This window comes from Sporosarcina luteola (genome assembly GCF_023715535.1).
GTDB lineage: Bacteria > Bacillota > Bacilli > Bacillales_A > Planococcaceae > Sporosarcina > Sporosarcina luteola_B.
This window is the reverse complement of the sequence record NZ_JAMBOI010000002.1, coordinates 296,587-321,963: the sequence shown is the minus strand read 5'-3', so window position 1 is coordinate 321,963 and position 25,377 is coordinate 296,587. Positions and strand designations below refer to the sequence as shown.

26 protein-coding genes are annotated in these 25,377 nt (G+C 45.7%); all 26 read left to right on the top strand.

What is annotated here, in order from left to right:
* Positions 1 to 15: 15 nt before the first annotated feature.
* The 26 genes from M3191_RS05095 to rpsO all read left to right on the top strand — a co-directional run bounded on the left by M3191_RS05095 (position 16) and on the right by rpsO (position 25,372).
* Complete coding sequence (locus tag M3191_RS05095; RefSeq protein WP_251699305.1) at positions 16 to 477, top strand: chemotaxis protein CheW; 462 nt, start codon at positions 16 to 18, stop codon at positions 475 to 477.
* The gene (locus M3191_RS05090; protein ID WP_251698663.1) at positions 467 to 1,099 is read left to right on the top strand and encodes a chemotaxis protein CheC; all 633 of its coding nucleotides are present in this window, start codon (positions 467 to 469) and stop codon (positions 1,097 to 1,099) included. Before M3191_RS05095 ends, M3191_RS05090 begins: the two co-directional genes overlap by 11 nt.
* Before the next feature lies 1 nt (position 1,100).
* Positions 1,101 to 1,595, top strand: a complete 495-nt coding sequence (locus M3191_RS05085) for a chemotaxis protein CheD (protein WP_251698661.1) — start codon at positions 1,101 to 1,103, stop codon at positions 1,593 to 1,595.
* 134 nt (positions 1,596 to 1,729) lie between these two features.
* Complete coding sequence (locus tag M3191_RS05080) at positions 1,730 to 2,512, top strand: FliA/WhiG family RNA polymerase sigma factor (RefSeq protein WP_251698659.1); 783 nt, start codon at positions 1,730 to 1,732, stop codon at positions 2,510 to 2,512.
* Positions 2,509 to 2,811, top strand: coding sequence for an RNA polymerase subunit sigma (locus tag M3191_RS05075; RefSeq protein ID WP_251698657.1), 303 nt, complete (start codon positions 2,509 to 2,511; stop codon positions 2,809 to 2,811). Before M3191_RS05080 ends, M3191_RS05075 begins: the two co-directional genes overlap by 4 nt.
* Before the next feature lie 5 nt (positions 2,812 to 2,816).
* A complete protein-coding gene (locus M3191_RS05070) occupies positions 2,817 to 3,335 on the top strand; it encodes a hypothetical protein (protein ID WP_251698655.1) in 519 nt (172 codons plus the stop codon).
* Positions 3,336 to 3,474: 139 nt separating this feature from the next.
* Positions 3,475 to 4,206 carry a 30S ribosomal protein S2 gene (gene rpsB, locus M3191_RS05065; protein ID WP_251624024.1) on the top strand — a complete coding sequence of 244 codons (732 nt, stop codon included), beginning with the start codon at positions 3,475 to 3,477 and terminating at the stop codon, positions 4,204 to 4,206.
* A 91-nt stretch (positions 4,207 to 4,297) separates the two neighbouring features.
* Positions 4,298 to 5,182 (top strand): translation elongation factor Ts, encoded by an 885-nt coding sequence (gene tsf / locus M3191_RS05060; RefSeq protein WP_251698653.1) that lies wholly within the window; start codon positions 4,298 to 4,300, stop codon positions 5,180 to 5,182.
* Between the two features lie 77 nt (positions 5,183 to 5,259).
* On the top strand, positions 5,260 to 5,985 hold the full coding sequence (gene pyrH / locus M3191_RS05055; RefSeq protein ID WP_251624027.1) for a UMP kinase: 726 nt from the start codon (positions 5,260 to 5,262) through the stop codon (positions 5,983 to 5,985).
* On the top strand, positions 5,986 to 6,543 hold the full coding sequence (gene frr / locus M3191_RS05050) for a ribosome recycling factor (protein WP_251698650.1): 558 nt from the start codon (positions 5,986 to 5,988) through the stop codon (positions 6,541 to 6,543).
* 222 nt (positions 6,544 to 6,765) lie between these two features.
* Positions 6,766 to 7,560: an isoprenyl transferase gene (locus M3191_RS05045; protein ID WP_251698648.1), complete on the top strand. Its 795-nt coding sequence runs from the start codon at positions 6,766 to 6,768 to the stop codon at positions 7,558 to 7,560.
* Positions 7,557 to 8,351 (top strand): phosphatidate cytidylyltransferase, encoded by a 795-nt coding sequence (locus M3191_RS05040; RefSeq protein WP_251698646.1) that lies wholly within the window; start codon positions 7,557 to 7,559, stop codon positions 8,349 to 8,351. The genes M3191_RS05045 and M3191_RS05040 overlap by 4 nt, the downstream gene beginning before the upstream one ends.
* A 22-nt stretch (positions 8,352 to 8,373) precedes the next feature.
* Entirely contained in the window at positions 8,374 to 9,522 is a 1,149-nt protein-coding gene (locus tag M3191_RS05035; protein WP_251698644.1) for a 1-deoxy-D-xylulose-5-phosphate reductoisomerase, read from the top strand.
* Positions 9,523 to 9,566: 44 nt separating this feature from the next.
* Positions 9,567 to 10,826 carry an RIP metalloprotease RseP gene (gene rseP / locus M3191_RS05030; RefSeq protein ID WP_251698643.1) on the top strand — a complete coding sequence of 420 codons (1,260 nt, stop codon included), beginning with the start codon at positions 9,567 to 9,569 and terminating at the stop codon, positions 10,824 to 10,826.
* Between the two features lie 37 nt (positions 10,827 to 10,863).
* A complete protein-coding gene (locus tag M3191_RS05025; RefSeq protein ID WP_251698640.1) occupies positions 10,864 to 12,564 on the top strand; it encodes a proline--tRNA ligase in 1,701 nt (566 codons plus the stop codon).
* Between the two features lie 75 nt (positions 12,565 to 12,639).
* The gene (locus M3191_RS05020; RefSeq protein WP_251698638.1) at positions 12,640 to 16,956 is read left to right on the top strand and encodes a PolC-type DNA polymerase III; all 4,317 of its coding nucleotides are present in this window, start codon (positions 12,640 to 12,642) and stop codon (positions 16,954 to 16,956) included.
* 305 nt (positions 16,957 to 17,261) lie between these two features.
* Complete coding sequence (gene rimP, locus M3191_RS05015; protein WP_251698636.1) at positions 17,262 to 17,738, top strand: ribosome maturation factor RimP; 477 nt, start codon at positions 17,262 to 17,264, stop codon at positions 17,736 to 17,738.
* A gap of 22 nt (positions 17,739 to 17,760) precedes the next feature.
* On the top strand, positions 17,761 to 18,972 hold the full coding sequence (nusA, locus tag M3191_RS05010; protein WP_251698634.1) for a transcription termination factor NusA: 1,212 nt from the start codon (positions 17,761 to 17,763) through the stop codon (positions 18,970 to 18,972).
* A gap of 28 nt (positions 18,973 to 19,000) precedes the next feature.
* Positions 19,001 to 19,279: an RNase P modulator RnpM gene (gene rnpM, locus M3191_RS05005; protein ID WP_251698632.1), complete on the top strand. Its 279-nt coding sequence runs from the start codon at positions 19,001 to 19,003 to the stop codon at positions 19,277 to 19,279.
* Positions 19,276 to 19,650 (top strand): YlxQ family RNA-binding protein, encoded by a 375-nt coding sequence (locus M3191_RS05000; protein WP_251624043.1) that lies wholly within the window; start codon positions 19,276 to 19,278, stop codon positions 19,648 to 19,650. Before rnpM ends, M3191_RS05000 begins: the two co-directional genes overlap by 4 nt.
* Positions 19,598 to 22,213, top strand: coding sequence for a translation initiation factor IF-2 (infB, locus tag M3191_RS04995; RefSeq protein WP_251698629.1), 2,616 nt, complete (start codon positions 19,598 to 19,600; stop codon positions 22,211 to 22,213). Before M3191_RS05000 ends, infB begins: the two co-directional genes overlap by 53 nt.
* Positions 22,210 to 22,488, top strand: a complete 279-nt coding sequence (locus M3191_RS04990) for a DUF503 domain-containing protein (protein WP_251694781.1) — start codon at positions 22,210 to 22,212, stop codon at positions 22,486 to 22,488. The genes infB and M3191_RS04990 overlap by 4 nt, the downstream gene beginning before the upstream one ends.
* A gap of 23 nt (positions 22,489 to 22,511) precedes the next feature.
* Positions 22,512 to 22,859 carry a 30S ribosome-binding factor RbfA gene (gene rbfA / locus M3191_RS04985; RefSeq protein WP_251698627.1) on the top strand — a complete coding sequence of 116 codons (348 nt, stop codon included), beginning with the start codon at positions 22,512 to 22,514 and terminating at the stop codon, positions 22,857 to 22,859.
* 82 nt (positions 22,860 to 22,941) lie between these two features.
* Positions 22,942 to 23,853, top strand: coding sequence for a tRNA pseudouridine(55) synthase TruB (truB, locus tag M3191_RS04980; protein ID WP_251698625.1), 912 nt, complete (start codon positions 22,942 to 22,944; stop codon positions 23,851 to 23,853).
* Between the two features lie 11 nt (positions 23,854 to 23,864).
* Positions 23,865 to 24,812, top strand: coding sequence for a bifunctional riboflavin kinase/FAD synthetase (locus M3191_RS04975; RefSeq protein WP_251698623.1), 948 nt, complete (start codon positions 23,865 to 23,867; stop codon positions 24,810 to 24,812).
* 290 nt (positions 24,813 to 25,102) lie between these two features.
* Complete coding sequence (rpsO, locus tag M3191_RS04970) at positions 25,103 to 25,372, top strand: 30S ribosomal protein S15 (RefSeq protein WP_251624051.1); 270 nt, start codon at positions 25,103 to 25,105, stop codon at positions 25,370 to 25,372.
* Positions 25,373 to 25,377 lie beyond the last annotated feature (5 nt).

Below are 25,377 nucleotides of genomic sequence, written 5' to 3'. Positions count from 1 at the left end.
ATTGCAGTGGCTGAAATAAGTGGAAGTACTAAAGAAATCAAAGTGATCGTATTCCAGTTGATGGATAAGGAATATGCCGTTGGAGTCGACGTTGTTGAGTCGATCGAGAAGCTCATATCGATTACAAGAGTTCCGAAAATACCTTCCTATATAAAAGGCGTCATCAACTTACGAGGGGTCGTCACTCCGATTATCGATCTGCGCGAGCGTTTTGGCATGGAAGTGAAGGCTATTGATGACACTAGTAGGATCATTATTGTTTCATTGGAAGAATTTGAAGTGGGACTTATCGTTGATTCTGCAAACGATGTGATCGATATTCCGGTCAATTCCATTGAACCTCAGCCTGAAGTCGTAGGATCGATTGAATCGGAGTTCATTTCAGGTGTTGCCAAAGTGGATAAGCGCTTATTGGTCATGTTGAATCTTGAAAAAGTGCTTGATCCTGTGAAAAGAGTGACCACGGATGAAATCTGATTACAAGATTACAGATATGCATCTTGACGTGCTGAAGGAAATTGGCAATATTGGGGCAGCCCATGCAGCAACTTCCCTTTCCCAATTGCTCGGCAGGAAAATTGAAATGCATGTTCCGAAAGTTTCACTCGTCTCATTCGATGAAATGTTTGATTTGGCAGGCGGAGCCGAACGAATTGTGGCAGGCATCTACCTGAGAGTTCAAGGGGACCTATCAGGCAGCATGTTCTTTGTGCTGCCGATTGATTCCGCAAACCAGCTCATCCGTAGATTGATCGGCGACAAAGAATTCAACTTCTATAAATCGCCGATTCCGGAGATGGGAATTTCGGCAATGCAGGAGCTTGGAAATATCTTATCAGGTTCTTATTTGTCTGCATTATCGGATTTCACAGCGTTGAAAGTCCATCCGACAGTTCCATCATTGAGTGTAGATATGGTTGGAGCCATTGTCAGTTTCGGTCTTATAGAAGTTTCGCATTATAGCGATGAGGTCATCGTCATCGATACGCGCATTGAAGAGCAAGGCGATGACGGAAATTCAAGTGTGGATGGGTATTTCTTCCTGTTCCCCGACCCCAAATCATATATAACGATTTTCCGGTCGTTAGGTGTGCTGTAAGATGAGCGAAATGAAATCAGTGGTAAGGGTCGGTATCGCCGATATGAATTTGGTGCATGCGCCAAATTCCATCAGGACATCAGGTTTAGGGTCATGCGTCGGAGTCGTGCTCTATGACGAATCGAAGAAGATTGCAGGACTTCTTCATGTCATGCTTCCGGATTCGAGTTTGGGAAGGTCGGACCGTTTGAATGCGGCAAAGTTTGCGGACACCGGCATCTATTCATTAATGGAATTGTTGAAAGCGGAAGGGGTTCGCCCGTTATCCTTAAAGGCCAAGATTGCGGGAGGCTCCCAAATGTTTCAATTCGGCTCCAGTGATTCCATCCGCATCGGTCCACGGAATGTCGAAGCTGTCAAAAAGGAGCTTGCGCGACTTTCCATTCCGATCATAGCGGAAGACACGGGCGGTTCCAGTGGGCGGACTATCGAGTTCGACCCGATGACTAGCGTATTGAGCATCCGAACAGTCAATTTGGGGACTAAAGAAATTTAATGCGATTTTAAAGAGAATAGATGCAGCAAGGCGACTGAACGATTCAGTCGCCATTTTTTGCCGGAATTTGCTATAATAGAAATCATACAATTTCTTTATTTTTATCGGAAACATCATGGAAAGTGAGGGATTCGATGTCCAAAGAGGGTCTGACAGAAGAAGATGCATGTTGGAAACTATGGTTGAATGATCGGGATCCCGATGCCGGCGATAAACTTGTCAGGAAGTATACGCCACTCGTAAATTACCATGTACAGCGAATCGGCTCAGGGCTTCCACGCAATGTTTCACGGGATGAAATCATGAGCCTGGGACTTCAAGGGCTATTCGATGCTTTGACGAAATTCGATCCGGGTAGGGACTTGAAGTTTGATACGTATGCTTCCTTCAGAATCCGTGGATCGATCATCGACGGTTTGCGGAAGGAAGACTGGCTGCCGCGTTCTTCCCGCGAGAGATCGAAAAGGCTTGAGGAAGAGATCTCGAAACTGGAGCAGAAACTGCAGCGCCATGCAACGCATGAAGAGATAGCGGACCATCTTGGGGTTTCAGTTGATGAAGTCTATCAGACTGTTCAGGAACACTATTTTTCGAATGTTCTATCCATGGATGAGCGTATGAATGATGATGAAGAGGAAGGACACAAATCCTTTATTATAAAAGATGAGCATGAACGTACTCCCGAACATCAGATTATCATGGGAGAGCTTGTCAGTGATTTGGCATTGAAAATAAAAGAACTCAATCATAACGAACAATTTGTTTTGAATCTGTTTTATACAGATGAAATGACGTTGACCGAAATTGGGGAAATCCTTAACTTGTCAACATCAAGAATTTCGCAAATCCATTCAAAAGCACTTTTCAAACTACGTAAATTACTGTTGCCGGAAATTGTCGATGGAGGAATTTTATGAGCCTGAAAGGAATCGAACTCCAAATAGCCATCCCTAAAACGTTTGAGGCGGGAAAGATGGCAGAACAAAAACAGCAGCAATCACAACTTAACCAGGACCAGGCACAGCTTCAAACTGAAAGAGAGACATTGAAGAACAGGGAAAGTGTCCGTCATTCCGAGAAGTATGCCAAAGCGGATAAAGACGCAAAAGGGAGAAGTCAGGACCATGAACGGAATGAAAAGGAACATCAACATAATGAAGAAGGAAAGAAGACCACGCATCCTTACAAAGGTTCGTTTGTCGACTTTACAGGATAACTAGCATGCAAACCGTATTTTTATTATTTTTATTCATTTTGCAAATGATCAGCTTTTATTTCATGGCGTTGCTTTACATGAAAATATCAAAATTCAACAACTTGGAAAAGAAGCAACATAAACTGATGGCGGAAATGGACGATGCGATCGTTGCATACTTGTCCGAACTGAAAGAGGAAAATGATCGACTCATCAATATCATCGAGAAGCAGCAGGAAGACAGGAGTCTCCAGGAAACTGCGCGTGAGGATCGGCCAATAGATGATTCCATCAAGTCATCGGAGAAAAAGACAATTCCCATAAAGACGCCGGGTTATCCAATGAAAGCCGCGTTGAAATCCTATAAGACGGCGCCTGCTTTGAACAAGGATAGCTTGGCCTCACAGGTAACCGAAGAATTTGAATTGGATCCTCGGACGCTTGCGATCCGCATGCATGATAACGGAAAGCCGATCGAGGAAATTGCAAAAAGGCTTGGCAAAGGGAAAACGGAAGTGGAATTGCTTCTTAAATTCAGGAAGTGAGTTGCAATCGGATGACCAGTATGTTATATTATCATATGGTGTTACTACACACGTATGTGGATGATGGGAAATGGTGCCGACAGGTCGTCCCATCGCATGATATATACGGAGGAATATAACCAAATTGGAGGAAAAACAAATGTCAGTAATCTCAATGAAACAACTGCTTGAAGCAGGTGTACATTTCGGACACCAAACTCGTCGTTGGAACCCGAAAATGAAAAAGTATATTTTCGTGGAGCGTAACGGAATATACATCATCGATCTTCAAAAGACGGTGAAAAAACTTGAAGAAGCTTATGACTTCATGCGTCAAGTAGGTGCAGATGGCGGAAAAGTTCTTTTCGTTGGAACTAAGAAGCAAGCACAAGATGCAATCAAAGAAGAAGCAGAGCGCGCAGGTATGTACTACATCAACCAACGTTGGCTTGGTGGTACTCTTACAAACTTCGGTACGATCCAAAAACGTGTTGCACGTATGAAAAAGATCGAAACGATGGAAGAGGACGGTACATTTGATGTACTTCCTAAGAAAGAAGTTTCTGAACTACGAAAAGAACACGATCGTCTTGTGAAATTCCTTGGCGGTATCCGTGATATGAAATCATTGCCAGACGTCATCTTCGTTGTTGACCCTCGTAAAGAGCGCATCGCTGTGGCAGAAGCAATCAAATTGAACATTCCACTCGTCGGTATTGTTGACACGAACTGTGATCCGGACGAAATCGACTATGTCATTCCTGCGAATGACGATGCAATCCGTGCGGTTCGTCTACTTACTAGCAAAATGGCAGATGCATTAATCGAATCAAGACAAGGCGCTGATGAAGAAGTATCTGAAGAAGCGACTGAAACAGCAGCTGCAGAGTAATAGTAGTAATAGAACAGACGATAAGCGGCCAACCCCTTATCGTCTTTTTTAAAGGTGTCGACTCAAATCACTCATACAGGAGGAACTAACAATGGCAATTACAGCACAAATGGTAAAAGAACTGCGCGAAAAAACAGGCGCAGGTATGATGGACTGCAAAAAAGCACTTACTGAAGTAAATGGTGATATGGACGCGGCGGTAGACTTCCTTCGTGAAAAAGGTCTATCAAGCGCAGCTAAAAAAGCTGACCGCATCGCTGCTGAAGGTACAACAGACATCATCGTGAACGGTAACGACGCTGTCATTTTCGAAGTGAACGCTGAAACGGACTTCGTTGCGAAAAACGAAGCGTTCCAAGCTCTTGTAAAAGAACTTGGCGAACACCTTTTAGCAACAAAACCGGCAACAGTCGAAGAAGCATCCGAATCGAAAATGGAAAACGGCCTTTCAGTTGCTGACCATATTTCCAATGCAGTTGCTAAAATCGGTGAGAAAATCACTCTTCGCCGTTTTGAATTGAAAACAAAAACAGACAACGATGCTTTCGGTCCTTATCTTCATATGGGCGGCCGCATTGCAGTGCTTATAATCCTTGAAGGTACTACTGATTCCGATGCTGCTAAAGACGTTGCAATGCACATCGCAGCTATGAACCCACAATACATTTCACGTGATGAGGTTTCAGAAGACGAAGTAGAGCGCGAGCGTAAAGTCCTTACTGAACAAGCGTTGAATGAAGGCAAACCGGAAAACATCGTTGCGAAAATGGTTGAAGGACGTCTTGGAAAATACTTCGAAGATATTTGTGTTCTTGACCAAGCGTTCGTTAAAAACTCCGATCAAAAAGTGCGTGATTTCGTTAAATCGACTGGCGGAACTTTGAAAGAATTCGTTCGTTATGCTGTCGGTGAAGGAATTGAAAAACGCGAAGACAACTTTGCTGATGAAGTCATGAGCCAAGTAAAAGGCAACTGATCAGATAAAAGATCAATTAGGGGACACAACCTTGTGTTCCCTATTTTTCGAGAAAACACAGTAGACGGAGGGTACATATGGGCGTCCCAAAATATAAAAGAATTGTTTTGAAGCTTAGCGGCGAGGCACTTGCAGGTGAAAAAGGCTATGGTCTATCACCGGAAATCATCAAGACAGTCGCAGTACAAGTGAAAGAAGTAGTTGACCTTGGTGTGGAAGTTGCAGTCGTAGTTGGTGGAGGAAACATATGGCGAGGTAAAATAGGCAGCGAGATGGGCATGGACCGGACAACTGCAGATTATATGGGAATGCTTGCCACGGTCATGAATTCATTGGCTCTTCAAGACGCTCTTGAAAAGTTAGACGTAGAAACACGTGTATCGTCATCGATCGATATGAGGCAAGTGGCTGAGCCGTATATCCGTAGGAAAGCGATCCGCCATCTTGAGAAAAAGCGTGTCGTCATTTTTGCCGCGGGAACAGGGAATCCTTATTTCTCAACGGACACAACAGCTGCTCTTAGAGCGGCGGAAATCGAAGCGGACGTCATCTTGATGGCGAAAAACAATGTTGACGGCGTCTATTCAGCAGATCCATTAAAAGATGAGACCGCGGTGAAATATACGGAATTGACGTACTTGGAAGTAATCAGCCAAGGCCTTGAAGTCATGGATTCAACTGCTTCAACCCTATGTATGGACAATGATATCCCTCTCGTAGTATTCTCAATTATGGATAATGGAAATATTAAAAAGGCTGTACTCGGTGAACCAATCGGTACGGTTGTGAGGAGGAATGGGTAAATGCCGAAAGCGGTAATGGATCAAACGAAGGAAAGAATGGACAAAGCGATCGGGTCTTTCACAAGACAGCTTGCTTCCATCCGGGCAGGACGTGCAAATGCTTCATTGCTTGATCGGATTTCAGTACTTTATTACGGAGCTCCGACTCCGTTGAACCAAATGGCAGGCATCTCAGTGCCAGAGGCGAGACTGATGGTCATCCAGCCGTATGATAAGACGACTTTAGGTGATATTGAAAAGGCGATATTGAAATCGGATATCGGTATCACTCCTTCCAATGATGGATCGGTCATCCGTTTGGCAGTCCCTGCTTTAACGGAAGAGCGACGCAAGGAATTGGTGAAGGAAGTCAAAAAAGAAGCTGAAGACTCCAAAATTGCAATCCGCAACGTACGCCGGGATGCTAATGACGAGTTGAAAAAGCTTGAAAAGGATGGGGAAATCACAGAGGACGAACTACGGCGTGAAGGTGAAGAAATCCAGAAGTTGACTGATTCCTATATCGTTAAAATCGATGAGCTTGCGAAAGATAAAGAAAATGAAATTATGGAAATCTGATCGAAGAACTTTCTATACACTGGGGCGTCCTACTTTCAGGACGTCTTTTTTTCTGGTCGTATTTCATTCGCTTTCCAGAATGATAAATAATTCACTACACAACAAGCATAATCTAAAAGACCACAATCATTATTTTTCAACTGTTTTAAATGAAATTTATCGGCCGATTTGATACGATAGACTAGGTACTTGCTCAAATAGCAGGCGAGTGGAGGAAACGGAATGCTAGATAAACTGTTACGGAAAAAAACTGTAGAGAACCAACCATCAATTTCCGACAGGCTTACGAAAGTCAAAAGTAGAACAATCCCTTCACACGTCGCCATCATAATGGATGGAAACGGCAGATGGGCAAGACGACGCAGTTTACCGCGGATTGCCGGCCATCATGAAGGCATGAAGACCGTCCGGAAAATCACCCGGATTGCAAATGAAATTGGCATCAACGTCTTGACATTGTACGCTTTTTCGACTGAAAACTGGAAGCGGCCTAAAATGGAAATCGACTTTTTGATGAAACTGCCCGGTGAATTCCTGACAACGTACTTGCCTGAACTGATCGAACAGAACGTAAGGGTTGAAATGATCGGGAATTTCGATGCCCTTCCGCCACATACGAAAGAGGCAATCGTAAAAGCGATAGAGGCCACTTCCAGCAATGATGGACTTGTCCTGAATTTCGCAATGAATTACGGCAGCCGTCTGGAAATGGTGGAAGCAGTGAAAGAAATCGCCAAAATGGCTGTCGACAACAAAATAACAGTCAATGAGATTGACGAATCATTGATCGGTTCACATCTCATGACATCACACTTACCCGAACCTGATTTGCTCATCAGGACGAGTGGGGAAGTACGATTGTCGAATTTCATGCTTTGGCAGCTAGCTTATTCGGAATTTTCCTTTACAGAGGTTCTCTGGCCGGACTTCGATGAGTCGTGCATGTTAAGTGCAATCGAAGAATTCCAAATGCGCAATCGAAGATTTGGAAGTGTGGAAGGGGATAAAGGAGTTTGAAACAGAGAATTATTACAGCGATCGCCGCATTGGCCATATTTTTCCCGCTTGTCATCATCGGTGGGCTCCCATTTACAATCGCCATTTATATTATTGCTTCAATCGGATTATACGAATTGCTGCGCATGAAAGATATTCGGATTTTTTCTTTCGAAGGCATTACCGTCTGGATTGCACTCGCCATTTTATTACTGCCATCAAAATGGACTGTTGAAGTAGAACAGTGGATCGGGTATTCCAAAATTGAAATGATGTTTGCACTCATTCTTATTTTATTGATTTATACAGTCATCTCTAAAAACAGATTTACATTCGATCATGCAGCGTTTACAGCATTCAGTGCATTATACGTAGGCATAGGATTTTATTATTTGATCGAAACACGGTTTTACGGGTTTGAGTATGTTTTTTATGCACTTCTAGTAATTTGGACAACAGACTCAGGTGCATACTTTATTGGCAGGAAGATCGGTAAACGGAAACTATGGCCGGATATCTCTCCGAATAAGACAGTTGAAGGGTTTCTCGGAGGTATCGTATTTGCCGTATTGTTTGCTTGCGTGTTCCAAATCTTTTATCCGTTGGCGCCTTCTATCTTGATGTTGATCATTGTTACAATCATCGCTTCGATTGTAGGACAGTTGGGTGATTTGGTAGAGTCAGCGTTGAAGAGGCATTTCAATGTGAAGGATTCCGGGAATCTTTTGCCGGGACATGGAGGAATTCTTGATCGTTTCGATAGTCTCCTTTTCGTGTTGCCGCTCATTCATTTTTTACATCTAGTCGGTTGATGGAAGGGAAGATATTCATATTATGACAAAGAAAATAAGTCTGCTCGGTGCCACGGGGTCTATTGGCACACAGACTCTCGATATTATTCAATCAAACAAAGAGCAGTTTAAACTCGTATCTTTTTCAGCCGGGTTGAATATACCGAAAGTAAGGGAAATTACGGCGCAATTCCGACCGGAGATAGTATCTGTCATGCGAGAGGAAGATGCAGTTGCATTGCAATCGGAATTTCCGGAAACGCGTTTCGTGCATGGCAAGGAAGGGCTCGTTGCCGTAGCGGCGCAGACCGGCGCGGACATGCTCGTCAATGCTGTCATCGGGAGCGTTGGTCTGGAACCGACTATGGAAGCCATTCGGCAAGGCATCACTATCGCCATTTCAAACAAAGAGACGCTCGTCGCGGCTGGAGATATTGTCATGGAAGAAGCCCGAAAGAGGAACGTCGCACTTCTACCTGTTGACAGTGAGCATTCAGCACTTTTCCAATCCTTGAATGGCGAGAATCCGAAAAGGGTTTCCCGGCTTATTCTGACAGCTTCCGGCGGGAGTTTCAGAGATCTCTCAAGGGATCAATTGCAAGGCGTTACAGTACAGCAGGCGTTGGCTCATCCGAATTGGTCCATGGGCAATAAGTTGACGATCGATTCCGCTACAATGATGAACAAAGGACTTGAAGTGATTGAAGCTCATCATTTATTCAATATGCCATATGACAGGATCGAATGCCTATTGCACAAAGAAAGCATCATCCATTCCATGGTTGAATTCGAAGATACAAGTGTCATGGCTCAGCTCGGCTCCCCTGACATGCGGGTGCCGATCCAGTATGCAATGACGTATCCGGATCGAATTCCGATGCAAAACGCCAAGCCGCTCCGTCTAGAGGAAATTGGAACACTCCATTTTGAAAAGATGGACTTCAAACGTTTCAAAGCACTAGCCCTCGCCTATGAGGCAGGCAGGCAAGGCGGAACGACGCCGACAGTAATGAATGCCGCAAATGAAGTTGCGGTCCAACTGTTCATGCAAGGCAGAATTCCTTTCCTGCAAATTGAGGAAATCGTTGAACAGATGATGGACAATCATCAATCGATTTCATCTCCGGATTTGGAAGCGATTTTAGAAACCGATTCAATCACCCGCAAAATGGTGTATGATATGGTGAAATAAGTATTTCATAAATCGGCCGGTGGGGCCAGTTAAGGTGGTTTTTAATGGAAACCGTTATAGCTTTTATTATCATATTCGGCTCTCTTGTCTTTTTTCATGAATTAGGGCATTTCCTTTTCGCGAAAAAAGCCGGCATCATGGTACGTGAATTTGCAATTGGTTTTGGGCCGAAAATACTTGCCATCCGCAAAAAAGAGACTCTTTATACGATCCGAATCCTTCCGTTTGGCGGTTATGTAAGAATGGCTGGCGAGGATTTCGACACTATCGAATTACAACCCGGATACCGGGTAGGCGTCATTCTGAATAGTGACGATAAAATCGAAAAGATCTATTTAAACCGTGATGTATCCAATCCGAATGTCTTGTTTTTGGAAACGGAATCCGCAGACTTAAGTAAAGAACTTTTCATTGAAGGATATGATGAAGACGGAAGTCTTGTAAAATATGGAATTTCCCGGAATGCTGTCATCTATGAAAAAGGGCAGGAGACGCTCATTGCGCCTTATGATCGCCAATTCGATTCGAAGTCCTTGGGAAGCAGGGCGATGGCTATTTTTGCCGGTCCCTTATTCAATTTCATCCTCGCGTTTTTCATCTTCTTGGCGATCGGTCTTCTTCATGGAATCCCGACAAACGAGCCTATTATTAAAGAAGTTGTCACTGATAGTCCTGCTTATGCAGCTGGTATGGAAGCAGGAGACTTCGTTAAGGAAGTGGACGGACAACCGATTGAAAGTTGGCAGGAATTCACTGCAACAATCCAGGAAAATCCCGGTAACAATCTTCAATTGAAGGTGGAAAGAGCCGGTGAAATGGTGACATTGGCGGTCGTTCCTGAGAAAGTTGTCAAAGATGGAAATGAATTCGGACAGATTGGTGTCATGTATGAAAGTCCAGTTGAAAAGAGTGCGTTGAAAGCATTCGCCTTTGGTGCGGAGCAAACGTTTAGCTGGATGAAAAGGATATTCGAACTTCTCGGTATGCTCGTCACCGGCAAATTTACAATTGACGCACTAAGCGGACCTGTCGGCATTTACAAAGCGACAGAGGAGGTCGCTCAATGGGGTGTGTTTTCCCTTATGAACTGGGCCGCCGTGTTAAGCATCAACCTGGGAATCATGAATCTGTTGCCGCTGCCTGCATTGGACGGCGGAAGATTGCTCTTCTTCCTATTTGAAGGAGTCCGAGGGAAACCCATCGATAAACAGAAAGAGGGTATGGTCCATTTTGTTGGCATCATGTTACTGATGGTTCTCATGCTCGTTGTCACCTGGAATGACATACAACGATTCTTTTTTTAAAATATAGCCCAATAAAGAAATTCGAGGTGAAATCTTCATGAAACAATCACGGACATTCATCCCGACTATGCGTGAAATACCGACGGATGCCGATATCATTTCCCATCAACTTCTGCTCCGGGCAGGATATATCCGCCAACATATGAGTGGTGTTTATTCTTTCCTTCCGCTTGCGAAAAAAGTGATACGGAAGATTGAGAACATCATACGGGAGGAGATGGAGGCGATTGATGCTGTTGAAATATTCATGCCGACGTTGCAGCCGTCCGAACTTTGGGAAGAGTCAGGGCGATGGTCTTCGTACGGAGCTGAACTTTTCAGGCTGAAAGATCGACATGATCGTCAATTGGCTTTAGGCCCAACTCATGAAGAAGTGGTTACATCTCTAATTCGGGATGAAGTGAAATCCTATAAAAAACTGCCGCTGACGGTCTTTCAGATCCAGACGAAGTTCAGGGACGAAAAACGACCGCGGTTCGGACTGCTTCGCGGCAGGGAATTCATCATGAAGGATGCATATTCATTCCATTCAACAAAAGAAAGTCTAGAAGAGAAGTACAATGAAATGATGCAGGCATACTCGAATATCTTTTCGAGACTCGGTTTGGATTTCCGGGCTGTCATTGCTGATGGCGGATCAATCGGTGGCGATGGAACGCATGAGTACATGGCATTGTCCGATATCGGAGAAGATACGATCGCTTACAGCGACGCTTCCTCATATGCCGCAAATATTGAAATGGCCGAAGTCACTACCGAATATGTAAAATCCACAGAAACGTTGAAAGAGCTTGTGAAGGTAGATACGCCAGGAAAGAGAACGATTGCAGAAGTGGCGGAGTTCTTAAATGTAGATCCTTCTAAAGTGATAAAAACGCTCCTCTTCAAAGTGGATGAAAGGCTAGTTGTCGTTCTGTCACGCGGTGATGATGACATCAACGAAATCAAGTTGAAAAATGCATTGCAAGCAAAGGATATCAACCTTGCTACTGAAAACGAGATTGAGGAAATGCTTTCTTGCAAAGCTGGTTCCATAGGTCCTGTCAAACTTCCTCTAGACTTGAAAGTGTATGCCGATTTTGCGGTCGAAAAGGTCGTAAATGGCGTTTGTGGGGCAAATGAAGATGGATACCACTTGATGAATGTTAATCCTGAGCGTGATTTTGCTATTGAACGTTATTTAGATCTAAGATACATCAGGGAAGGGGATCCTTCACCGGACGGTATTGGAACGATCCGATTTGCCAAAGGAATTGAACTTGGCCACATCTTTAAATTAGGAACTGCTTATAGCGCACCGATGAAAGCGACGTACCTCGATGAAAACGGCAAGGCCCAACCTTATATCATGGGGTGCTATGGCATTGGCGTTTCAAGGATCTTGGCTGCAGTCGCTGAGCAGCATAATGATGCAAATGGGTTGAAATGGCCGAAGCATATTTCCCCGTATGATATTCACCTCGTAACGATCAATATGAAGGATGAAGCGCAATCAAAACTGTCGGATGAGCTTTATCATCTGCTGAAATCATACCGATATGAAATTTTACATGACGACCGTGACGTGCGACCGGGTGTGAAGTTCACGGATTCAGATCTTATCGGATTGCCAGTTCGTTTGACAATCGGCAAGAAAGCGCAGGAAGGGATCATTGAAGTGAAATTCAGGAGCACAGGCGAAACCGTCGAGTGGCAAAAAGAAGAAGTTACTGAAAAGCTGCAAGCCTTTTTTGGTTGAAAAATAAATGGTAGGGAGGGGAGGCCGGAAACCGGTACTTCCCTTCTTTTCACTGTACGAAGCGGGGGGATACATATGGATGCGAAATTGAAGTTGCTGACATTGTTGCAACAAATCGGTATGGCAGATGATCAAACTATTGTACATTTCGAACACGGAACATTAGAACGGGTCGATATTCACCGTAAATCTAGAATGTGGCAATTTAATGTGGAGCTTGAAAAAACATTGCCCGTCCAAGTCTTTCAGTTATTCCAACAAAGGATGACAGAAGCCTTTACGTCCATCGCCGCAGTACGCATTCAAATTACTGTGCGGACGAAAGAAGGGGATCCAGAACTGATCGTCGGCTATTGGCCATTTGTCTTGCAGGAAATGCGGGATATGTCGCCGCCGATCCGCGAGAGGCTTGCCGGACAAAAGCCAGTACTCGTTGGCGAGAAAATGACATTGACTTGCGTAAATGATTTTGAACAACAAACGATGAAAAATAAATATGGCCGTATAATCGCAGAGGTTTATGAATCTTTCGGTTTTCCATCCATGGCAATCGAATTCACGATTTCTGAGGAAGCGGAAAATAATGAAGCAGAAATACTTGCTTTCATGGCGCAAAAACAAGCGGAAGAAGAAGCGTATGCCAAGAATGCCCTAGCCAACCTTCAAAAGATGGAAGCAATGAAGAAAGAGAACGGGGATTTCGGGAACAGACCATTTGTTTTGGGAGTCCCGATCAAACCGGATGAACCAATCATCGGCATCCAGGAAATACAGGATGAAGAAAGACGCCTAACAATCGAAGGTTACGTTTTCGATGCGGAGGTTAGGGAATTGAGAAGCGGCCGATCATTGCTCACAATAAAAGTGACGGATTACACAGATTCCATTCTTGTGAAAATGTTTTCTAGGGATAACGAAGATGCAGAGCTCATGAAAACGTTGAAAAAAGGTGCATGGGTACGTGCGAGGGGCAGCATCCAGAACGATACATTCGTTCGCGATCTTATCATGATGGCCCAGGACATCATGGAAGTCACTCCAGTCATCAGAAAGGACAGCGCACCTGAAGACCGGAAACGGATTGAATTGCATGCGCATACGACAATGAGTCAAATGGATGCAGTAACATCGGCATCGGCATTAGTCGCTCAGGCTGCGAAATGGGGGCATCCTGCAGTTGCAATTACCGATCATGCAAATGTCCAATCGTTTCCTGAAGCTTATTCTGCGGGCAAGAAGCATGGCATAAAAGTGTTGTTCGGATTAGAAGCGAACTTAGTGGATGATGGTGTGCCGATTGTCTTTGACGAGCAGCATCGAGAGCTCGAAAACGATACATTTGTCGTATTTGATGTGGAGACGACAGGTCTATCCGCGGTGTATGACACAATCATCGAGTTGGCTGCAGTCAAAGTCGTAAATGGTGAGCTTAAGGAAACATTTGAAAGGTTCGCGAACCCCCATCATCCCTTATCTTCCACAACGATTGAACTTACTGGCATAACAGATGATATGGTGAAAGACGCTCCTGAAGTATCGGAAGTCATAAAGGATTTCAAGGAGTTCATCGGGGATGCAATCCTTGTCGCTCATAACGCATCATTTGATATGGGCTTCTTTTACGAAGCGAGCAAAAAAGCAGGTCTTCATGACAAGAACTATCCTGTCATTGATACACTCGAATTGGCACGTTTTCTCTATCCGGAAATGCGGAATCACAGATTGAACACCTTGGCGAAGAAATTCGATATTGAACTGACGCAGCATCACCGCGCGATTTATGATACCGAAGCTACAGCCTATCTGTTCATCCGGCTTATGAAAGAGGCAGCAACGGAAAAAGGAATCGAATACTTGGATGACTTCAATAAACATATTGGGGAAGGGGATGCCTACAAACGTTCAAGGCCATCTCACTGCACTTTGCTTGCAACGGATGACGAAGGCTTGAAGAATTTATTCAAACTCGTCTCCATTTCCCATATGAGCTACTTTTACAGAGTACCGCGCATTCCTCGTTCTTTATTAATGAAATACCGCAAGGGACTCCTAGTGGGTTCGGGCTGCGACAAAGGTGAAGTCTTCGAGGGCTTAATGCAGAAATCAATGGAAGAGGTTGAGGAAATCGCAGGCTTCTATGACTACCTGGAGCTGCATCCGAAACCTGCCTATTCCCATTTAATTGAATTGGAATTGATCAGGGACGAATGGAATCTTGAAGATATAATGCGAAAGATGATCAAGCTTGGGAAAAAGGTGGGGCTTCCCGTATGTGCTACGGGGAATGTCCACTATATTGACGAGACGGACGCGACGTATCGTCAAGTTCTTGTCCGATCCCAAGGCGGAGCAAATCCGATGAACCGTCACTCATTGCCTGAAGTCCATTTCCGGACGACTGATGAAATGCTTGAGCACTTCTCATTTTTGGGCAAGGAAGTCGCTGAAGAAATTGTCATCGATAATCCGCAGGCAGTGGCCGACCGTATCGGAGATGTGAAAGTGATCAAAGATGATTTGTATACACCGACGATCGTAGGTGCGGACGATGATGTTCGGGAATTGACCTATTCGACGGCACGCCATATTTACGGTGAGCAATTGCCTGAGATAATCGAAGCGCGAATCGAGAAAGAATTGAAATCAATCATCGACAACGGCTTCGCGGTCATTTATCTCATATCACATAAGCTCGTCAAGAAATCATTGGATGATGGATATCTCGTCGGCTCCCGTGGGTCGGTCGGCTCCTCCCTCGTCGCAACGATGATGGAAATCACTGAAGTGAATCCGATGCCCCCGCATTACGTATGCCCATCTTGCAAGCTATCGGAGTTCTTCGATGATGGTTCTGTCGGATCCGGATTCGACTTGCCGGACAAAGCGTGCCCGTCATGCGGGGCGATGTTCAGAAAAGACGGACAGGACATCCCGTTTGAAACATTCCTTGGTTTCAATGGAGATAAAGTACCGGACATCGATTTGAACTTCAGTGGAGAATACCAGGCACATGCACATAATTATACAAAAGAGCTTTTCGGAGAAGACTATGTGTATCGTGCGGGAACAATCGGAACTGTTGCCGAAAAGACGGCATACGGCTATGTCAGGGGTTATATGAATGATAATAACCTTCATTTGCGCGGCGCGGAAATTGACCGGCTCGTGCAAGGCTGTACAGGCGTTAAACGGAATACAGGGCAGCATCCGGGCGGAATCATCGTCGTCCCGGATAATATGGAGATTTTCGACTTCACGCCGATCCAATTCCCGGCAGACGATGCCGGGTCAAGTTGGCGTACAACGCATTTCGACTTCCATTCAATCGATAATAATCTTTTGAAGCTGGATATTCTGGGACATGATGATCCGACGATGATCAAAATGCTTGAGGACCTGTCAGGCATCGATCCGAAGACGATTCCGCCTGATGATGAAGGGGTCATGGCGCTGTTCAGCGGGACATCCTCATTAGGGGTCACGGAAGAGCAGATCGATTGCAAAACGGGGACTTTAGGTGTTCCGGAATTCGGTACGCGCTTCGTAAGGCAGATGCTTGAGGAAACAAAACCATCCACATTTTCGGAGCTAATCCAGATTTCCGGGCTTTCCCACGGAACCGACGTGTGGCTTGGCAATGCCCAAGAGCTGATTCAAAATAAGATCTGCCAATTGTCCGATGTAATCGGCTGCCGTGATGATATTATGGTCTACTTGATTTACCAAGGGCTAGAGCCTGCGATGGCATTCAAGATAATGGAATCAGTGCGGAAAGGGAAAGGGCTGACACCTGAATTTGAAGAGGCAATGAAGGCGAACCAAGTTCCCGGCTGGTATATCGATTCCTGTAAAAAGATCAAATACATGTTCCCGAAGGCGCACGCCGCCGCGTATGTTCTCATGGCACTTCGCATTGCTTATTTCAAAGTTCACCATCCGATCATGTATTACGCAGCGTATTTCACTGTCCGTGCGACCGATTACGATCTAGCGACAATGACGAAAGGCAATGCTTCCATCCGGGCGAAAATCAAAGAAATCAATGATAAAGGCTTAGAAGCATCGCCGAAAGAAAAGAACTTGCTCACAGTATTGGAGATTTCATTGGAAATGTGCGAGCGTGGCTTTTCATTCGCTAAACCGGATCTATATAAATCCGACGCCACGGAATTTCTTATCGATGGCAATCAGTTGATACCGCCTTTCGACGCAATTCCATCCCTAGGGACGAACGTTGCCAAAGCGATTGTCGAAGCTCGTAAGGATGGCATCTTCTTATCGAAGGAAGATCTGCAGCAACGGGGGAGAGTTTCGAAAACGGTCATTGAATATATGGATTCATTAGGCTGTCTGGAAGGCATGCCTGACTCGAACCAACTTTCCCTTTTTTGACTCAATTGGCAACGGCAAGCATGTGACATCGTCTATACTCGTCTAGACTCCGGGCGCCAGAGGCTCGGGTCATAAGTCAAAGATGCTCTGTGGCAAAAAAACGCCACGGCGCATCTTCGCCTTATGCCTGTCGCCTCTAGGCAGGCGCCCTTCGCTTTTGCAGATTGTTTGCATTGACACCTAGCAGATGGTACAATTGGAGCAACTTTTGCTATATGTCTTGCGAAAAAAGAGTGGGATTTCCCGCTCTTTTCTGTTGTTTATTCGTATAAGACAAGTTTCAATCAAATTTCGGGAGGGTTATGATGAGTAAAATTACAGAGGAAGTTGAAACGCTCGTCAGTCCGATAGTGAATGACCTTAAGTTGGAATTAGTTGATGTTGAATTTGTAAAGGAAGGAAGGGACTGGTTTTTACGGGTTTATATCGATACGCCGGAAGGGAATATCGATATTGAACAGTGTGCACTCGTCAGCGAAAGGCTGAGCGAAGAACTGGACCGTACTGATCCCATCCCCCAAAACTATTTCCTTGAGGTTTCCTCACCCGGCGCCGAACGTCCGCTCAAAAAAGAAGAGGACTTCGTAAAAGCGGTCGGGCAATATGTATTCATTAAAACGTATGAACCGATCAACGGCATGAAAGAGTTTGAAGGATACTTGCTTTCCTACGGTCCTGATGCTGCAGAAGTTGAAATCCGCATCAAGACACGAAAATTGCAAGTCGTCATCGACAAGGAAAAAATCGCATTTGCACGACTAGCAATCGATTTTTCCGCATAATTGAATATAGGAGTGATTAATTATGAGTAGTGATCTACTCGATGCATTGACAGCCCTTGAAAAGCAGAAAGGTATTTCAAGGGATGTCATTGTTGAAGCAATTGAGGCGGCACTTGTTACCGCATATAAAAGAAACTTCAACCAGGCGCAAAACGTGCGCGTCGATTTGAATTTGGAAAAAGGGACGATGAAAGTATATTCCCGTAAAGATGTCGTGGAAGAAGTGGAAGATGAGAGACTTCAAATCGCACTAGAAGACGCGTTAGCCATCAACCCAGCCTATGAACTCGGAGATATCGTCGAAGAAGAAGTGACGCCACGTGACTTCGGCCGAATTGCAGCACAAACCGCCAAGCAAGTTGTTACGCAGCGTGTTCGTGAAGCTGAACGTGGTCTGATCTACGATGAGTATGTAGATCGGGAAGACGATATCGTCAATGGGATCGTTGAGCGCCTGGACGCAAGGAATCTATATGTAGGGCTTGGGAAAGTGGAGGCCGTGCTGCCTTCGAGCGAACAGATCACTACAGAGTCCTACAAGCCTCATGACCGCATCAAGGTGTATATTACAAAAGTTGAGCGCACTTCGAGAGGACCTCAAGTTTTTGTTTCCCGTACGCATCCAGGACTTCTGCGTCGGCTGTTTGAAATGGAAGTTCCGGAAATCTATGATGGAACAGTTGAAATCAAATCGATTGCCCGTGAGGCGGGAGACCGATCGAAAATTTCAGTCCATACGAACAATGAGGAAGTCGATCCAGTTGGTTCCTGCGTAGGGTCCAGAGGGGCACGCGTCCAATCCATCTCAAATGAATTGAACGGGGAAAAGGTCGATATCGTAGAATGGTCCGAGGATCCTGTCATCTTTGTCGCGAATGCATTGAGCCCATCCAAAGTGTTGGACGTGCAAGTGAATGAAGAAGACAGATCCACAACGGTCGTAGTGCCAGACTACCAGTTATCGCTGGCAATTGGGAAACGTGGACAGAATGCCCGTTTGGCCGCTAAGTTGACTGGATGGAAAATCGACATCAAAAGTGAAACGGATGCTCGTGAGCTAGGCATCTATCCACCTGCCTCCGATCAATCTGGCGGAGCACGGCTATTTGAAGACGATGTATATGCCGTTACCGAAAATGGAAATGATGAATATGAAGAGGATCCGTATTTAGATAATGAACCGGATGATGAATCCGATCTCGAAACAATCGATTTATATTCAGAAACCGACTAAGACAATTGAGTTGAAAGGATGATTGCCCATGACAAGCAAAAAGAAAATACCTTTGCGTAAATGTGCGGCGACAGGCGAGATGTTGCCAAAGAAGGAAATGATCCGCATAGTCCGCACAAAAGAAGGTGAAGTTTCGGTCGATCTGACAGGCAAAAAATCAGGACGTGGTACATATGTATCAAAAACTGAAAAGGCTGTTGAAACTGCTAGACGCAATAGATCGATTGAAAGCCAGCTTGGAACATCGGTGCCTGAGGAAGTCTATGATAATCTTCTGCATGCAATCCGTCGTGAGGCATTGAAATGAATCCTACAGCAATCTTTCAATTGTTAGGAATGGCTGCGAGGGCCCGGAAACTGATTACCGGCGAAGAGCTGGTCGTCAAAGAAGTGCGATCGGGCAATGCACGCTTAGTCATCGTTTCTGAAGATGCTTCAAAAAACACACAGAAAAAAGTGAATGATAAATGTAATTTTTACAACGTTGAGAAGCATGTGTTTGGGAGCCGGGAAGCTCTCGGCCATGCAATCGGGAAAGAGTCGCGGGTCGTACTCGCGTTAACGGATGCCGGCTTTGCCGGAAAATTATCCGGGCTCCTCAACGAATATAACCGGGGGTGGGCTAATGACGAAGATACGTGTACACGAATACGCGAAACAAGTGAATCGGACGAGTAAAGAAATCATCGAAGAGCTTGGAAAAATAAATGTGAATGTAACGAACCATATGTCGATGCTTGATAGAGAGGCGACATCAAAATTGGATCAACGTTTCGGTAAAGGCGGTTCTACTCCATCCGACAAGCCTCGAAGTGGACAAAACGACCGGAAGCCAGTTTCAAATGCATCACGTCCAGCAGGCAATAGCCAGGATAACAAGCAACAAAGCGACCAACGTCAAGGACAAGGTGCACAAGGCAGCCAACGTCCAGGACAAGGCGCACAAGGTGGCAACCGACCGGCACAAGGAGGCCAACGTCAAGGGCAAGGCGCTCAAGGCGGCAACCGTCCGGCATCACAAGGCGGCCAACGTCAAGGGCAAGGCACTCAAGGCGGCAACCGTCCGGCATCACAAGGCGGCCAACGTCAAGGGCAAGGCGCTCAAAGCGGCAACCGTCCTGCATCACAAGGCGGCCAACGTCAAGGGCAAGGCGCTCAAAGCGGCAACCGTCCGGCAACACAAGGCGGCCAACGCCCGGGACAAGGCGCTCAAGGCGGCAATCGTCCTGCATCACAAGGCGGCCAACGCACTGGCCAAGGAACGCAAACAGGCAACCGTCCGGCATCACAAGGCGGCCAACGTCAAGGGCAAGGTACTCAAGGCGGCAATCGTCCGGCGACTCAGGGCGGCCAACGACCTGGACAAGGGGCTCAAGGCGGGAATCGTCCGGCTGGACGCGGCGGAAGACCACCTGCACGCGGCATTAACCAAGGGCGCAGAAGACATCGTCCGGCAGCAATGCCGAAAGTGGAAAAGCCATTGCCGGAAAAAATCACATTCTATGAATCGCTTACAGTCGGTGAACTCGCGAACAAACTTGGCAGGGAACCATCGGAAATCATCAAAAAGCTATTTATGCTTGGCGTCATGGCGACGATCAACCAAGAGTTGGATAAAGATGCTATCGAGCTGATTTGTGCGGAATATGAAGTGGAAGTGGAAGAGGAAATCCGCATCGATGTGACGGATCTTGAAATTTACTTCGAGGAACCTGAAGAGACTGAAGCGGAATTGACTGAGCGTCCTCCAGTCGTAACAATCATGGGTCACGTTGACCACGGTAAAACAACGCTTCTCGATTCAATCCGTGATACGAAAGTGACACAAGGGGAAGCTGGCGGCATCACGCAGCATATCGGCGCATATCAAATAAACGCAGATGGCAAGAAGATCACGTTCCTGGATACGCCTGGCCACGCAGCATTTACAACAATGCGGGCGCGTGGAGCAAAAGTGACAGACATTACGATTCTTGTCGTCGCAGCAGATGACGGTGTCATGCCTCAAACAGTTGAAGCGATCAACCATGCGAAAGCGGCTGAAGTGCCAATCATCGTAGCTGTAAACAAGATGGATAAACCGACTGCGAACCCTGACCGAGTCATGCAGGAGCTGACAGAACATGGCTTATTGGCTGAAGCATGGGGCGGGGATACAATCTTCGTACCGATTTCAGCATTAAAAGGCGAAGGAATCGACCAGCTCTTAGAAATGGTCTTGTTGGTGGCGGAAGTGGCGGAATTGAAAGCAAGCAAGAATATCCGTGCAAAAGGTTCTGTCATCGAAGCACAATTGGACCGTGGAAAAGGTTCGGTCGCAACGCTTCTCGTCCAGGATGGAACACTCCGTGTAGGTGATCCGATCGTCGTTGGAAACACATTCGGAAAAGTACGTGCGATGATCAATGACCTTGGCCGCCGGGTGAAGGAAGCAGGTCCATCTACGCCGGTTGAAATTACAGGCCTTAGCGATGTACCGCAAGCGGGCGACCGTTTTGTCGTCTTTGAAGACGAAAAGACAGCCCGTCAAATTGCCGAATCACGCGCAGGCGACGCATTGCAGGAGCAACGCGGCGAGAAAACACGTGTGACGCTCGATAACCTATTCGATCAGATGAAACAAGGGGAAATGAAGGAATTGAACCTTATCGTCAAAGCTGACGTTCAAGGAACAGTCGAAGCGATGGCAGCTTCCCTTATGAAGATCGAAGTTGAAGGTGTCAATGTCCGCATCATCCATACTGGAGCAGGCGCCATCAATGAATCGGATATTTCCCTAGCGGCAGCATCCAATGCAATCGTCATCGGTTTCAACGTCCGTCCGGATGTCAATGCTAAACGTGCAGCTGAAGCGGAAGGCGTCGATATCCGATTGCACCGTGTCATATACAAAGTGATCGAGGAAATCGAATCTGCGATGAAAGGATTATTAGATCCTGAATACGAGGAAAAAGTAATCGGCCAAGCAGAAGTACGGGAAACATTCAAAGTTTCGAAAATCGGAACCATTGCAGGAAGTTATGTGACGGAAGGCAAACTTACACGGGATGCTGGCGTCCGTGTCCTCCGGGATAATATCGTGATCTTTGAAGGCGAACTCGACACTTTGAAGAGGTTCAAGGACGATGTGAAAGAAGTCGCTAGAGGCTATGAGTGCGGAATAACCGTGAAAAACTTCAATGATATTAAAGAGGGCGACATCTTTGAAGCATTCGTCATGGAGGAAATCAAACGGGCATGATCGTCTATGCGGAATGCACATTCTTCATCCCTGACGTCCATTCATTGAAAGGCAAACGATCCGTCTTGAAAAGAATGACAGATCGTGTGAAAAATGAATTCAACGTTTCCATCGCCGAAATCGATCATCAAGACTTATGGCAAAGAACTACAATCGCTCTCGTTTCGGTCGCGTCTTTAAAAGACGCTGCCGAAGGGGAGACGAGAAGAGCCATCCGTTTTTTGGAATCGAATCCGGAATGGGAAATGACAGAAATGATACTTGACTACTATTGATAACGGAATCGGGGTGACCATCCATGTCTATGCGTGCGAATCGTGTTGCTGAACAGATGAAGAAAGAGTTAGGTGGAATCATCGGCCAAAAATTGAAAGACCCTCGCGTCGGCTTCGTCACTGTGACGGACGTTGAAGTGACTGGTGATCTTCAACAGGCGACCATTTTCATTTCAGTACTTGGTAATGAAGCGGAAAAAGAGGCGACTCTTGCCGGCCTGACGAAGGCAAAAGGGTTTATCCGTACCGAAATCGGGCAGCGGATCAGACTCAGGAAGACACCGGAAATCGAATTTGCATTTGATGATTCTGTCGAATACGGAAATCGTATCGAATCACTGCTTCGTCAAGTGAACAGCGAAGAAGAATGAATGATTGGAGGAAGTCGGCGTCCAAATGGACTTTCCGGCTTCCTCCATTTTGCTTACTAAAGTTAAAATGAGGAGGATGTATATGGATGGGATTCTACCTTTATGGAAACAAAAAGGTATGACTTCACATGATTGCGTATTTAAGCTCAGAAAAATCTTAGGCATGAAAAGAATTGGGCATACCGGGACACTTGATCCGAACGTGGAAGGCGTACTGCCAATATGTCTTGGACAGGCTACAAAAGTTGCGGAATACATCACTGATTCAGGTAAAGAGTATATTGCCACCGTCTCGATTGGCACCTCAACTGAAACGGAAGATGCAGATGGCGCGATTGTCTCGGCCGATGATTCCTATAAAAAAATCAGTCGGGAAGCCGTTCTTCAAGTACTTGAGCAGCTTACCGGCGAAATTGTTCAAATACCACCAATGTATTCCGCTGTAAAAGTGAATGGCAAAAGGCTGTATGAATACGCCAGAAAAGGAATTGAAGTTGCAAGACCCGAACGAACTGTACATATATACGAAATCGAATTGCTGGATGACCGGGAGTCGTTCGAAGGGGAAGAGATCCAGTTCGTGATCCGGATTGCATGTGGAAAAGGAACATATATCAGAACATTATCCGTACAAATCGGAGAGAAGCTTGGGTACCCCGCACATATGGCAACTTTGGTCCGTACGGCTTCCGGAAACTTCCGTCAAGATGATTGTTTGACACTTGAGGAAGTGGCAGAGAAGAGAGGTCAAAACACTCTTGGACAACAAATCCGGCCGCTTGAAGAGGCACTTGGCGAGTTTGAACTTGTCGAAATCGATGATGAATTATATGGTAAGATAATAAACGGACAAGTGTTACCGCAGCATCCTTCACTAGCAGATAGAGAGGCTATCGTTTTTACGAAATCGGAAAAGGCGATTGCCATCTATTGCAAGCATCCGACTAAAGAAGGATTGATGAAACCTGATAAGATGTTTCCATTCAATCAGTAGGGGAGATTCTCATGGAAATTTACCATTTGCATTATCCATCTCAAACAACTATCGACGACAGAGGCCCTTTTTCGCTTGCCATCGGTTTTTTCGACGGGCTGCATAAAGGACATCAAACAGTGATAAAAGAAGCGAAAGCCAAAGCGGAACAATTAGGAATCCGCTCGGCCGTCATGACGTTCGACCCTCATCCATCACATCTGTTTGGCAAGGGTAGAGAAAAGGTCGGTTACATTACCAAATATCCCGAAAAATCACGCCTCTTGGAAGAAATGGGAATTGATGCACTTTTCATCGTTGCATTTGACTGGGACCTTGCTTCCCTTTCACCGGAGCGATTCATTGAAATTTTTATTAAAGGCCTAGGGATCAAGCATGTCACCGCCGGCTTCGACTTCACATTCGGCTCGAAAGGTTCTGGCACGATGGAACAGATGGCTTCGCTTTCTAATGAAGAATACGGAACGACGGTCATCGGAAAAGTAACGGATTCTGAAGATAAGATCTCATCAACACGGATTCGTAAGCTTCTTTCCGAAGGGGGCGTTGAGAAGACCGCTTCATTGCTTGGAAGACCGTTCAGAACGGTCGGAACTGTCATCGACGGCGAAAAGAGAGGCAGGCTGCTCGGCTTTCCGACGGCAAACGTATCCATTGACGAAGATACAATCCTGCCTGCAAACGGGGTTTACGCTGTCCTATTCTCCATTGACGGACAATCATATAAAGGCGTATGCAATGTCGGGGTGAAACCTACCTTCCACGACCCCACTAAAGTGAAAACAAGCGTAGAAGTCCACGTGCTTGATTTTAATTCCGACTTGTACGGAAAAGAAGCAGCAGTAGACTGGATCGCCCGCATTCGCCCAGAGAAGAGATTCGGTTCAGTTGACGAACTGATTGAACAAATAGGGAAGGACAAGGAAACCGCTAAGCATTTACTGAACATGATGAACTAATAAAAAGTGATTCTAGCTACTTGGAGTGTAGGGCGGCGACTCCTGGGGGATTAGCATGAGCTGAAGACCCCGCAACGAAGCGGAGCGAAGTGAGGAGGCTGAAGCCATGCCCCCCGGAAAGCGTCCGCCCGAAACGGAAAGTAGCGATTCATAATGGACTTCTTTGTTGCATCCATAATCCGCTCATGTTATGATAAATCAGTGCAACAGCACTAACCTTTCCTTGGCAATTCGAATCACCAACGTTTGCTCGGGATTTGGGGATATTTCATTATTAGGAGGTGAAAAGGATGGCTATTACACAAGAACGTAAACATGAATTGATCAACGAATTCAAAACTCATGAAAACGATACTGGATCTGCTAATGTACAGATCGCTATCCTTACTGAAGAGATCAACAATTTGAACGCTCACTTGAGCACTCATAAAAAAGACCACCACTCACGTCGTGGACTTTTAAAAATGATCGGTCGTCGTCGTAAGTTGCTTAAATACCTACGCGAAACTGAAGTTCAAAGTTACCGTGATCTTATTGCTAAGCTCGGCCTACGCCGTTAATAAGA